The sequence below is a fragment of the Neisseria animaloris genome, from assembly GCF_900637855.1.
In the GTDB taxonomy this organism is placed as follows: domain Bacteria; phylum Pseudomonadota; class Gammaproteobacteria; order Burkholderiales; family Neisseriaceae; genus Neisseria; species Neisseria animaloris.
Genome location: NZ_LR134440.1, coordinates 170,489 through 183,912, shown reverse-complemented (window position 1 = coordinate 183,912; position 13,424 = coordinate 170,489). Strand labels below are relative to the sequence as shown.

Below are 13,424 nucleotides of genomic sequence, written 5' to 3'. Positions count from 1 at the left end.
GAAAGCCGTGAAAACCGAACCTATGCCGAGCGGCGGATTTCAGCCTGCATTAAACCGCCTGCCCGAATATTGCATGCAAGAGGCCGTCTGAAAACTTTTCAGACGGCCTCCAAACAAACATCATCATTTCGCAGTAAAAGGCAACCATTGCTTCCCCAATACATACATCACTGCGCCACCTATTCCGAGCAACGCAAATAGAAGCCCTTTCTTACGGGCATTGGGACACAACCAATATACGGCCAAACTGAAACTGAAAAATAAAGCCGCCACCACCCACACCAATTGTTTGTCTTTGTAACGGTTTAGCGTATAACTTTCAGTCATCATCACGTACATCTGCCACAACCCTGCCATGCACATGCTGATAATGCCCGCAGGCAGAAAAATAATACCGAGCAGTTCTTGATTCATGATGAAAGGCCGTCTGAAAATAAACTTGAATTATAACGGAACAAACAAGAAACCGTTACAGCGCCATGCATGTAACGGTTTCCTATTTGATAATTAAGACAAACCTATCAAATATCTATTCGAACGCGACCGTCCATTTTAGGTCGGTAGCGGTCAGGAGAGTTGTATCTCACGGCAGCGGTAATGAAATGCCCGAAAGGCAGCAGCGGCAGCATCAAACTTTGGAATGCGTGATAAATGTCCGGTTTGCCCGCCCAAATACCGTCGGCAGGACGGTTTTCGGCATCAAGTTGATGATGCCACTTACCGCCGTCCTCAATCAAAAATCCTGCCGCATAAGCCATAAATTCTTCATACCAATAAGAAAACTCATTACCCAGCTCTGCCGCGATATAGTTGGCTACTCTGGTTGATTTCTGCGGCAATGCATTTGAAGCTGCCTCCACGCCGTTTAACGCCACGCTCGCACCAATGGCTTCGCACAATACCCAATGCATACGGTCGTGCACAATCGGCTTGCCTTTGAAATCCGTGGTGTACACAAAACCGTCCGCACCGTCGCAACACCAGTTGTTCAAGGCTTGGCGGAATAAATTGTGGGCGATATCGACAAAATTTTCCCGAACGCGGATGCCGTATTTTTGATTCATAACCGACGCATTACACGCCAACCGCGCCCATTCGAAAGCATGGCCGACGGTGACACCATAGGGGCGGAACTGGTGTGCTTTGTCGTTTTCGTTGTAATTCCAAAGCACCTGCCAATTTTCATCGAAATGTTCGGGAATACGGTAATCGTTCTGTTTGGCCAAACCGAATGTGAAACCGATAATCGAGTTGGCACGCCGCAACCAGTTCAGCGTCTGTTCGTCGGCTGAAGAAAGATTCTGCATCAGTTGGGCATCAAACGTGGCAAGGCAGGCTTCCACCATATGCATATTGGCGTTGATGCCGCGATAAGGCTCGCTTTCTGAAAAATCGCGTGAAAAAGATTCACGCATTTTGCCGGTTTCCTCATCCCAAAAATATTCGTCGATAACCTTGCTGATCTTGTCAAACAATTCATCGGCTCTCTTGATATATGCCAACACCCCGCTCGATGCGGCCAACAATACAAACGCATGGGCATAAGCAGTTTTTCGTGTACCGGATTCCGTGGGTACGGCTTTACCGTCGATATCGGGCTGATGCTCGATGGCTTCAAAAAAACCACCGTGTATAGGATCTTCAAAATATTCGAGCAATGCACAAATACCGTGTTCGGCAAGTTCGCGACAACCTTCCACCCCCATCAACGCACCAATGCTGTAAATATGCGTCATACGGCAATTGATCCATGCTTGAACAGGTTGGTCGTAATCGACTTCGCCGTTTTTATCGAGATAGCCGAAACCTAAAGACACTTTAGATTTACGGGCAAAATCAAGCAAAGCAATGCTTTGCTCAAACAACCAGCGTCTGTGCTGTAAATTTTGTAACGCGTTTATCATAAGACACTCCTATCGGCAGATTAATCATAAATATTGTTTTACAAAAATCTATCTAATGGCTTAACTGCTTCTGCATGAGACACATACCTTCACCCGATACTGCTCTGAGGTATATTTTTTTGTTATATATTATTATTCCCGCAATTTAATCTGTCTTTCAGGCCATCTGAAAAACACATCGGCTATGCATTTCGACGTATTGTCCACTCAGCCTTGAAAAAGTAATTTGAGGAATATCAAAATAAAGCCGCCCTACTTGCAACGAGGCGGCTCGATTTGATTTTATTGGGATTTTCAGACACCTCCCATTAACCGTGCAATGCCCGCTTGTCGACGGCCAACGCCGCTTCATGCAACACTTCCGATAAAGTCGGATGTGCATGAACGATGCGGGCAATATCTTCGCTGCTGGCACTAAATTCCATACTCATCACGCCCTCGGCAACTAATTCGGAAACCATCGGGCCGATCATATGCACACCCAACACGCGGTCAGTTTTGGCACAAGCCAATACTTTTACCGTACCTTTGGCCTTGCCCAAACCCAACGCACGGCCGTTTGCGCCGAACCCCGAAGTGCCTTTTTTATATTCTATACCTTCGGCTTTCAGCTGCTCTTCGGTTTTACCTACCCATGCGATTTCAGGGTCGGTATAAATCACAAACGGAATAGTGTTGAAATCCAAATGCGGTTTTTGACCTGCAATACGCTCGGCAACAGCCACTCCTTCGTCGCTGGCTTTATGTGCCAACATCGGGCCGCGCACCACATCACCAATCGCCCAAACATTAGGCAGATTGGTGTGGCATTCAGCGTCCACTTTGATGAAGCCGCGCTCGTCTTTTTCCAAACCTACCGCTTCGGCATTCAATCCTTCGGTATTGGGAATACGGCCGATGGAAACAATCAGTTTGTCAAAGGTTTCTTCTTTGGCCTGACCATCTACCTCATAAGAAACCGTTACGCCTTTTTTGCTATTTTTAATCTCATTCAGTTTCACGCCCAACTCAATTACCAAACCTTGCTCTTTAGTAAATACTTTAAAGGCTTCTTTAGCAATTTGCTGGTCGGCAGCAGCCAAGAAAGTAGGTAGAGCTTCAAGAATGATAACTTCCGAACCCACACGTTTCCATACGGAACCCATTTCCAAACCGATTACACCGGAACCGATAACGCCCAGCTTTTTCGGCACTTTGGTCAAATTCAATGCCCCTTCGTTATCCAACACATTGACATTGTCAATTTCAATTAAAGGTAACGGGCGTGGTACGGAACCGGTGGCAATAATCACATGTTTGGCTTCAATAATCGTTTTTTTGCCTTTGTCGTCCACTTCTACCTGCCACAAATCACCGTTACGACCTTTCAACGATCCTTTACCGAACAGGCTTTCCACTTTGTTTTTTTGGAAAAGAAACTTAATACCACCGGTAAGTTTGGTAACAATTGCATCTTTACGTTCAATCATTTTGGCAGCATCGAATTTCACACTGCCTACCGTAATGCCGTGCTCGGCAAAATCATGCTTAGCTGCATGGAAATGTTCGGACGACTGCAACAAGGCTTTAGACGGAATACAGCCCACATTTAAACAAGTACCGCCCAATGCCTGCGCGTCGCCTGCCTTATTAACCCCTGCATCAATGCAAGCCGTCTTAAAACCGAGTTGTGCGGCACGAATGGCGGCAATATAACCGCCCGGGCCGGCACCGATAACCACTACATCAAATTGTGACATCTCAAAATCCTTTGCTGTTGCCTGCAAAGCGGCAGGCATCAAAATAAAAAGCCGTTTACAGCATCAACGGCACTTATACGGCGGATATTCTTTTACCATTTGTTTGGTCGCTTTATTGTGCACACGGATGATTGCTTTCGGGTGTACTTTACATAAAGTATCCCGTGCAAACGGAACACCTGCTCTATTGCTGCCCATTTCAACCCGTTTGCTTAACAAGCGGCCATGACTATCATAAGCAGACACCAGATATTCCTCTTCCGGAGTACTTGCACAAGCCCCTAATAATAAAGTAAAAAGTAAAACAGTATATTTCATATTCTTCTATATTTTCTTTTCAGACGGCCTGAAAACACCCTCAGGCCGTCTGAAAGCCAAGTTATCGTTTTTTAGAGATCCAACAACAAACGTGCCGGATCTTCTAACAAGTCTTTAATAGTTACCAAAGTAAGCACTGCTTCGCGGCCGTCGATGATACGGTGGTCGTAAGACAGTGCCAGATACATCATCGGGCGCACCACTATTTGACCGTTTTCCACAACTGCACGTTCTTTGGTAGCGTGCATACCCAAAATAGCTGATTGTGGGGGGTTGATAATCGGTGTAGACATCATCGAACCGAAAGTACCGCCGTTGGTAATGCTGAAAGTACCGCCGGTTAAATCTTCCAAAGCGATTTTGCCGTCTTTGGCTTTTACGGCGTAATCCACAATGGCTTTTTCAATATCGGCAATGCTCATTTGATCGGCATCACGCAAAATCGGCACAACCAAACCGCGCGGGCTGCCGATGGCAATACCGATATCGAAGTAACCGTGGTAAACGATATCGTTGCCGTCAACAGAGGCATTCACAACCGGGAATTTTTTCAGTGCTGCTACAGCAGCTTTAACAAAGAACGACATAAAGCCCAGCTTCACGCCGTGCTCTTTTTCGAATTTTTCTTTGTATTTGGCGCGTAAATCCATTACCGGCTTCATGTTGACTTCGTTAAACGTAGTCAGAATGGCATTTTCTTGTTGAGAGGCCAATAAACGCTCGGCAACACGGGCACGTAAGCGGCTCATCGGCACACGTTGCTCAGGACGCACACCGGCAGGAACGGGAGCGGCAGGTGCGCCCGCTTTGGGTGCTGCAGAAGCATTTTGAACGTCTTCTTTCAATACTCGGCCGTCACGACCGGAACCTTGCACGGAAGCAATATCGACACCTTTCTCCGCGGCGAGTTTGGCAGCGGCAGGCATAGCCACACCGGCTTGGGCCTTGGATGCCGCAGGAGCGGCGGCGGGAGCTTCGGCAGGTTTGGTTTCTGCGGCAGGCGCAGAAGCTTCTGCTTTGGCTTCGGTGTCGATCTTGGCCAACAGCTGTTCCGCCACTACGGTTTCACCGTCTTGTGCAACGATTTCAACCAACACACCCGCTTGCGGCGAGGGAACTTCCAAAACCACTTTATCGGTTTCCACATCAATCAGAATCTCGTCGCGCTCTACAAAGTCGCCCACTTTTTTGTGCCAAGTCATCAAAGTGCCTTCAGACACGCTTTCCGACAATACAGGTACTTTTACTTCAACAATCATTTTTTTCTCCGGTAGTATGCGGTCGTCTTAAAAAATTCCTCAGACGGCTACATTGATGGTTCAGTTCAAATTTATAGCATCGTCAACCAACTGTTTGAGTTGGGCAACGTGTTTGCTCATATAGCCGACAGCAGGAGAAGCACTTGCCGGACGGCCTGCATAAGTCAGTTTTTGCGAGTCATTCAAAACACGCTCGATACGGTGGCGGATTTGATAAAACGCTCCCTGGTTACGCGGCTCTTCCTGTGCCCACATCACTTCTTTTACCTGCGGATATTTATCCAACTCGACTTTTATTTCTTCGTATGGGAAAGGATACAACTGTTCCAGACGAATGATAGCGATATCATCGGTCAAATTACGCTCCGTCCGTGCCGCCGCCAAATCGTAATAAACCTGACCGGCACATAAAATTACCCGTTTCACTTTGCTGTTATCACGTTTTTCCACATCGCCGATAACTGGGCGGAACGCAGAGCCTTCGGTAAAGTTTTCCAACGGACTCATCGAATCTTTAAAGCGCAACAAACGTTTCGACATGAAGATAACCAACGGTTTGCGGTATGAACGCAGTGCTTGGCGGCGCAAGATATGGAACATCTGAGATGCTTCGGACGGCATAATAATCTGCATGTTTTCTTCTGAACACAGCTGCAACCAACGTTCCAAACGTGCGGAAGAATGTTCCGGACCTTGGCCGTCATAACCGTGCGGCAGAATCGTCGTTAAGCCGCACAAACGACCCCACTTGGTTTCGCCTGAAGAAATGAATTGGTCGATAACCACTTGCGCACCGTTGGCGAAGTCACCAAACTGCGCTTCCCAAATGGTTAATTTATCGGGAGCCGAACAAGCAAAACCATATTCGTAAGCCATGACTGCTTCTTCATTCAAAATAGAGTCGATAACCATAAAATCGGCTTGCCCATCTGCCATATGGCGGAGCGGAACATAAGCACCGTCATCGCTTTTTTCACGATTTTGATCATGCAGCACGGCATGGCGGTGGGAGAAAGTACCTCGTCCGGAATCTTCGCCGGAAATCCGCACACCGGTGCCATTGGTTACCAAACTGGCATACGCAATCGTTTCTGCCATACCCCAATCTATCGGCTGCTTGCCCGCAGCCATACCCTTGCGTGCTTCAAGCACACGCTTGGCCGTATTGTGCAAAGTAAAATTTTCAGGCACTTCGGTAAATTTATCAGCCAAACGTTTGATATCGGCGGCAGGCAGGCCGCTTTCCACTTTTTCACGCCAATCTTGACCTTGGTATCTAGACCAATCCACACGATGCTTGCTTTCATAGTCGGTCAAGCGGGTTTGCTCAACATGCTCGCCTTTATCCAAAGCGGAACGGTAAGCTTGAATATAGCCTTCTGCCTCTTCGGCTTTAATAACACCTTCCGTAATCAATTTATCAGCATATAAAGCCCGTGTGCCCGGATGTTGCGACACTTTTTTATACATCATCGGTTGTGTCAATGTAGGATCGTCCCCTTCATTGTGACCAAGCTTACGGTAACACACCAAATCAATCACAACATCTTTGTGGAATTTCTTACGGTAATCCAAAGCGGCCTGCACAACAAAGCATACTGCTTCCGGGTCATCTCCATTAACATGGAACACCGGTGCCTCAACCATTTTGGCAATATCCGTACAGTAAACTGTTGAGCGCACATCTCGGGTATCGGATGTGGTGAAGCCGATTTGGTTATTAATCACCAAATGAATCGTACCGCCGGTTGTATAACCGCGGGTTTTCGATAAATTAAACGTTGCTTGGTTTACGCCCAAGCCAATAAATGCAGAGTCCCCGTGAATCAACACAGGCAATACCTGCCCTTGGCCGTTCTCTCCGCGACGGCGCTGTTTGGCTCGAGTCGAACCTTGCACTACCGGATTAACAATCTCAAGGTGAGACGGGTTAAATGCCAAAGTAACGTGCACTGCGCCGTGAGGCGTGGCAATATCCGAGTTAAAACCCATATGGTATTTCACATCGCCGCTGGGCAGTGTCGCCGCAGCACGACCTTCAAATTCGGCAAACAGATCGCTGGGGTTTTTTCCTAAAGTGTTAACCAACACATTCAGACGGCCTCGATGCGCCATACCGATAATCACTTCTTCCACGCCGTCTTTTGCCACATTCTGAACCAAATAATTCAAACCCGCGATGGCACTTTCACCCCCTTCGACAGAAAAGCGTTTTTGGCCCACATATTTGGTATGCAAATAGCGCTCCATTGTTTCTGCCGCAGTAATTTGTTTCAAAATATAACGCTTCTGTTCAGCATTAAATTTAGGGGTGGACAAACTGCTTTCAAAATAATTTCTAATCCAACGACGCTCATCGGTATTGGCGATATACATATATTCGATGCCGATATGTCCGCAATAAGTTTGCTTCAGGTTGCTGACAATATCCGACAAGGTCATTTTGTCCCGACCGGAAAAATCTCCCTCTCCCACACTAAACTGAACGGCCATATCGGCATCACTTAAGCCGTGAAATTTAGGATCTAAAGCTTCTATATTACGAGAAGGCATACGTTCGAGCGGATCAAGCCGGGCAGCACCTACTCCTTGAATCCGGTAAGCAGACATCAAACGCAGCACGCCTACTTGCTTTTTCATCAAAGTTTCATCCAGCCCTCCCGAAATAGCAGCCGTGGCTTTATTTTTGGCAAGATTAGCAAAAGACTCCTGAATCGGGCGATGCGCCACATCTCTTTCTACCGCACCGGGTTGTGCTGCCAGATCACTAAAATAATGCCTCCAATTATCGTCTACTAATTGGGGATCATTAAGAAAGTTTTCGTATAATTCTTCGATATAAGGTGCGTTGGAACCAAATAAATAAGAGAAATTTAGTTTATCGTCCATCATGGCTTCTGCCTTTGCCTTTGGTTTGTAGAAAATTTAAAAGAGTAGAACTTATTTATCTTCAAAACGCAGCCTGTGTCGCTTGAAAATATACTCATTCTACCCTCTGAAAATTAAGTTTGCTAATATTTTCCGCTTTGATTTTAAAGTAATTAAACTACACAATAATCATATCTGTTTTAAATGAATCCTACTTGCTTCAAATGCCGTCTGAAACAAGTAGGACATTAAAACAATCAATCAGTTAACGCTTCTCAACCGGTACAAAATCGCGTCGCGGCGAGCCGGTATAAAGCTGGCGCGGACGACCGATTTTCTGATTGGGATCGCTAATCATTTCATGCCAATGCGAAATCCAACCTACTGTACGCGCCAAAGCGAAGATAACGGTAAACATTGAAACCGGAATACCCAATGCAGACAATACAATGCCTGAATAGAAATCCACATTAGGATACAACTTGCGCTCGACAAAATAAGGATCATTGAGCGCGATTTTCTCCAATTCCATCGCCAACTTGAATTGCGGGTCATCTTGCAAGCCCAATTCATTCAATACTTCATAACAGGTTTCACGCATGATACTGGCGCGGGGGTCCATATTACGGTAAACACGGTGCCCGAAACCCATCAGGCGATATTTACGCTCTTTCACACCTTCCATAAAGGCTGCTACATTAGATACATCGCCGATTTCATCCAACATTTTCAATACGGCTTCGTTGGCACCGCCATGAGCCGGCCCCCACAAGCTGGCAATACCGGCAGCAATACATGCAAACGGATTGGCACCGGAAGAGCCTGCCAAACGCACGGTAGAAGTGGATGCATTTTGCTCGTGGTCTGCATGCAGAATGAAAATACGATCCAGCGCACGCACCAATACCGGATTAGGTTCGTAATCTTCACAAGGAGTAGCAAACATCATATGCATAAAATTTGCCGTATACGAAAGATTATTTTTCGGGTAGTTAAACGGCAAACCATTTGAATAACGGTAGCACATTGCAGCAATCGTGGGGATTTTGGAAATCAAACGGTAAATCGCTACTTTGCGATGATCCGGATCGGCAATATCCAAACTGTCTTGATAGAAAGCGGACAAAGCACCTACCACACCCACCATCATGGCCATCGGGTGGGCATCACGGCGGAAACCGCGGAAAAACCAAGTCAGTTGTTCATGAACCATCGTATGGTGCATCACGGTATCAACGAATTTGTTTTTCTGTTCGGCAGTAGGTAATTCGCCATAAATCAACAAATAGCATACTTCCAAATAATCACTGCTTTCGGCCAATTGTTCAATGGGATAGCCGCGATAATAAAGCTGGCCTTTATCACCATCAATGAATGTAATTTTTGATTCGCAGCTCGCAGTTGAAACAAAACCCGGATCAAAAGTAAACATGCCAGAACCTTTGGTAAAGGTACGGATATCGACTACATCGTTACCCAAAGTACCCTTCAAAACAGGCAGTTCCAAGGTGTCCTTACCTTCGATTGCTACTTTAATTGATTGAGACATCTCTTTAGCTCCTTTATTCTTCTATGCAAGGTGATGAAATGTGCAAGCAGTCTTATTAACACTGCCTGATTTTATCCAGCAATGATTTAAATTGCGGATTGTCTGTTTTTTCTTTTTCGTTTACCAACGCCAAAAATTCAGGATCGGGTAAATCCAAAAGCGCTACAAACACTGACAATTCTTCATCATTGAGGTTCTGGAATTCTTTTTCCATAAACCGCCCGAGCACGATATCAAGCTCAAGCAAACCTCTGCGGGTTAAGAAGCGGATTCTCCGCTTCGCGGTTTCATCAAAAGCCACCATTTTTATTAAATAGCTCGTTTCAACATGATTTCTTTGATCTTGCCGATCGCTCGTGTCGGATTTAAATGCTTAGGACATACGTCCACGCAATTCATAATCGTATGGCAACGGAACAAACGGTAAGGGTCGTTCAAATTATCCAATCGTTCATTGGTAATGGTATCGCGGCTATCGGCAATAAAGCGGTAAGCATTCAATAATCCGGACGGACCTACAAACTTATCAGGATTCCACCAAAACGACGGACAAGCGGTAGAACAGCAAGCGCACAAAATACATTCGTACAAGCCGTCCAACTCTTTGCGTTCTTCTTGGGTTTGCAAACGCTCGCGATCAGGTGCTGGAGTGTCGTTTACCACATAAGGCTTAATAGAATGGTATTGCTTGAAGAATTGGGTCATATCGACAATTAAATCGCGAACAACAGGCAATCCCGGCAATGGGCGCAATTTAATCGGCTGTTTCAAACCGCGGATATCGGTTAAGCAAGCCAACCCGTTTTTGCCGTTGATGTTCATGCCGTCTGAACCGCAAATGCCTTCACGACAAGAACGGCGGAAAGACAGGCTATCATCCACAGCTTTTAATTTAACCAATGCATCCAATAATTTAACGTCGGTAGGTTCGATTTCCACTTCGTAATCCTGCATGTAGGGCTTTGCATCTACGTCAGGATTGTAGCGGTACACCTGAAAACGTATCTTTTCCATGTGTTGTGTTCCTTATATTTTTTAGTAAACGCGCTTGGCCGGTTCAATGTAGTCGACAGTAAGTGGTTTGGTGTGAACCGGTTTGTAAGACAAGCTGTTATCAGCAGTGTAGAAAAGCGTGTGTTTCATCCAATTTTCATCATCGCGCTCGGGGTGGTCGTCTGAAGCATGTGCCCCGCGTGATTCTTTACGCGCTTCGGCAGAAACCAGAGTCGCTTTCGCTACTTCCATTAAGTTATCCAGTTCCAAAGCCTCAATACGCGCAGTATTCCATACTTGGCTCTTATCTTTGATTTCGGTGTATTTAACACGCTCGGCAAGTTTCAATACTTTTTCCACACCTTCTTTTAAGATGGCATCGGTACGGAACACACCGGCATGCAGTTGAACCGTGCGTTGTAACTCGCGACGCAATTCATCCACATTCTCTCCACCGGTTTGGTTATTCAAACGATCCAAACGCCGTTTGGTAAGCTCGCCTGCATTACCGGGCAACTCTTTCCAGCCGTCTTGCTTGTTAATATACTCAATCATACTGTCGCCGGCAGATTTACCGAATACAACCAAGTCTAACAGGGAGTTGGTACCCAAACGATTGGCACCATGCACGGAAGCACAAGCACATTCTCCGGCTGCATATAAACCGTTCACTACGGCTTCAGGATCATCGCCTTGCGGCACAACCACTTCACCCAAATAATTGGTAGGAATACCGCCCATCATATAGTGGGTGGTCGGCACAACCGGAATCGGATCTTTAATCGGGTCGATACCGGCGAACTGGATGGAAATCTCGCGGATACCCGGCAGCTTCTCCATAATCTTTTCTGCACCGATATGGTCGATTTTCAGCAATACATGGTCTTTGTTTTTGCCGCAGCCACGGCCTTCATAAATTTCCATTGCCATTGCACGGGAAACCACATCGCGTGAAGCCAAATCTTTTACGGTAGGTGCATAACGTTCCATGAAACGTTCACCGTCACAATTCAGCAGAATACCGCCTTCACCGCGCACACCTTCTGTGATCAATACGCCGGCTCCGGCAACACCGGTCGGGTGGAATTGCCAGAATTCCATGTCTTCGAGCGGAATACCCGCACGGGCACAAATACCCAGGCCGTCGCCGGTATTCATAAAAGCATTGGTTGACGAAGCATAAATACGGCCGGCACCACCAGTCGCAAATAAGACGGCTTTTGCGTGGAAAATGTAAACATCACCGGTTTCCATTTCCATAGCGGTTACGCCGACAACATCGCCGTTTTCATTATGGATCAGATCCAAAGCAGTCCATTCCACAAAAAACTGAGTGTTGGCGCGTACATTTTGCTGATACAGCGTATGCAACATGGCATGGCCGGTACGGTCGGCCACTGCGCAAGCACGCTCAACGGCACGCTTACCGTGTTCAGCCGTATGGCCGCCAAACGGGCGCTGATAAATCTTACCGCTCTCTACGCGGTCGAAAGGCATGCCCATGTGCTCCAATTCAATTACGGCTTCGGGAGCGCGACGGCACATAAACTCGATTGCGTCTTGGTCTCCTAACCAATCCGAACCTTTTACAGTGTCATACATGTGCCAATCCCAACGGTCTTCCTGTACGTTACCCAACGAAGCGGAAATACCGCCTTGAGCAGCTACGGTGTGAGAGCGGGTAGGGAAAACTTTAGACAATACGGCTGTATTCAAACCGGACTTAGACAATTGCAGGGCAGCACGCAAACCGGCACCACCTCCGCCAACGATAACAGCATCAAAACGACGAACAGGAAAACTCATACGATACCCCAAATTACTTTAACCGAATACACTAAACAGCACACCAGCCAAACGATAGTGGCCACTTGCAAAAACAAGCGCAGTCCGAACGGCTTGATATAGTCCATCCACAAATCGCGGATACCTACCCAAGCATGCAGGAGCACGGCAATAAAAGTAACCTGGGTAAATACTTTCACCCAAATTTGGGAGAAAAATACTTGCCAAGACTCATAATTGTTGGGCAATGACAAAAGAAAGATAACAAATGCAACGGTATAAATCAGCATAATCACGGCTGTTGCTCGCTGCATCGCCCAATCACGCAAGCCGTAATGGGCACCGGCCAATTTGCGGTCTACCATAACCATGCTCCTATCGCGACAGTTAAAATCAAAGCTGCAACAAATACCAATTTCGCAGTTGTACGTGCAGTTTGCAGTTCCAAACCTTTATGTGTGTCTAAAAATAAAAAACGGATGCCGGCCAACAAATGGTGCAAATAGGCCCAAAGCAATCCGATTAAAGCAAGTTTGACAAAAGGGTTGGAAACAGCTGCACGATACGTTTCAAATGCAGCTTCACGACTTAACGTGCCACTAAGAAAGCACAGCAATAACGGCAGGCTCACAAACAAAATGACCCCGCTGATGCGGTGCAGAATGGAAACAATCCCGGGTATCGGCAACCTGATATTGGGGAGTTCAAGGAATACAGGGCGCTGTTTCGTCTGCATTTCAATATCCTCTTTCGACAGTATTTTTCTCAAATTCTCAAAACCGAGAAGTGTTTTGCCTAAACTTTATTAAAAATCAAGCTACACAAAACTACTTCAGTACATAATTTACATGGTTTGCCAAATATTGAATAGCCCCTTTAGCGGTTTTTTTAATGAAATTTAACACCAAACTTACAAATCAAGAGCCTTTCATCGGCTTCCTTGCCAGGTTATTTTCCAAAAAACAGGCGATATTCATTTTTCCAATACCTTCAAATACAGGTAAAAGAA

General features: G+C 46.3%; 12 protein-coding genes. All 12 read right to left on the bottom strand.

Going from position 1 to position 13,424, the window contains the following annotated elements; genetic code table 11:
* Nucleotides 1-123: 123 nt before the first annotated feature.
* The gene (locus tag EL216_RS00840; protein ID WP_085389646.1) at nt 124-414 is read right to left on the bottom strand and encodes a hypothetical protein; all 291 of its coding nucleotides are present in this window, start codon (nt 412-414) and stop codon (nt 124-126) included.
* A 107-nt stretch (nt 415-521) separates the two neighbouring features.
* Nucleotides 522-1,904 (bottom strand): AGE family epimerase/isomerase, encoded by a 1,383-nt coding sequence (locus tag EL216_RS00835; protein WP_085389645.1) that lies wholly within the window; start codon nt 1,902-1,904, stop codon nt 522-524.
* A gap of 308 nt (nt 1,905-2,212) precedes the next feature.
* Entirely contained in the window at nt 2,213-3,643 is a 1,431-nt protein-coding gene (gene lpdA / locus EL216_RS00830) for a dihydrolipoyl dehydrogenase (RefSeq protein ID WP_085389644.1), read from the bottom strand.
* A gap of 63 nt (nt 3,644-3,706) precedes the next feature.
* The gene (locus EL216_RS00825) at nt 3,707-3,961 is read right to left on the bottom strand and encodes a hypothetical protein (protein WP_085389643.1); all 255 of its coding nucleotides are present in this window, start codon (nt 3,959-3,961) and stop codon (nt 3,707-3,709) included.
* A gap of 71 nt (nt 3,962-4,032) precedes the next feature.
* Nucleotides 4,033-5,220 carry a 2-oxoglutarate dehydrogenase complex dihydrolipoyllysine-residue succinyltransferase gene (gene odhB, locus EL216_RS00820; RefSeq protein ID WP_085389642.1) on the bottom strand — a complete coding sequence of 396 codons (1,188 nt, stop codon included), beginning with the start codon at nt 5,218-5,220 and terminating at the stop codon, nt 4,033-4,035.
* 60 nt (nt 5,221-5,280) lie between these two features.
* Nucleotides 5,281-8,112, bottom strand: a complete 2,832-nt coding sequence (locus EL216_RS00815) for a 2-oxoglutarate dehydrogenase E1 component (RefSeq protein WP_085389641.1) — start codon at nt 8,110-8,112, stop codon at nt 5,281-5,283.
* Nucleotides 8,113-8,353: 241 nt separating this feature from the next.
* Nucleotides 8,354-9,637 (bottom strand): citrate synthase, encoded by a 1,284-nt coding sequence (gene gltA, locus EL216_RS00810; RefSeq protein ID WP_085389640.1) that lies wholly within the window; start codon nt 9,635-9,637, stop codon nt 8,354-8,356.
* Nucleotides 9,638-9,692: 55 nt separating this feature from the next.
* Nucleotides 9,693-9,941, bottom strand: a complete 249-nt coding sequence (locus tag EL216_RS00805; RefSeq protein ID WP_085389639.1) for an FAD assembly factor SdhE — start codon at nt 9,939-9,941, stop codon at nt 9,693-9,695.
* Between the two features lie 5 nt (nt 9,942-9,946).
* Nucleotides 9,947-10,651, bottom strand: a complete 705-nt coding sequence (locus EL216_RS00800; protein WP_085389638.1) for a succinate dehydrogenase iron-sulfur subunit — start codon at nt 10,649-10,651, stop codon at nt 9,947-9,949.
* 21 nt (nt 10,652-10,672) lie between these two features.
* Nucleotides 10,673-12,436: a succinate dehydrogenase flavoprotein subunit gene (sdhA, locus tag EL216_RS00795; RefSeq protein WP_085389637.1), complete on the bottom strand. Its 1,764-nt coding sequence runs from the start codon at nt 12,434-12,436 to the stop codon at nt 10,673-10,675.
* Nucleotides 12,433-12,780 carry a succinate dehydrogenase, hydrophobic membrane anchor protein gene (gene sdhD / locus EL216_RS00790; RefSeq protein WP_085389636.1) on the bottom strand — a complete coding sequence of 116 codons (348 nt, stop codon included), beginning with the start codon at nt 12,778-12,780 and terminating at the stop codon, nt 12,433-12,435. The genes sdhA and sdhD overlap by 4 nt, the downstream gene beginning before the upstream one ends.
* Nucleotides 12,774-13,151, bottom strand: coding sequence for a succinate dehydrogenase, cytochrome b556 subunit (gene sdhC / locus EL216_RS00785; protein WP_085389635.1), 378 nt, complete (start codon nt 13,149-13,151; stop codon nt 12,774-12,776). The genes sdhD and sdhC overlap by 7 nt, the downstream gene beginning before the upstream one ends.
* Nucleotides 13,152-13,424 lie beyond the last annotated feature (273 nt).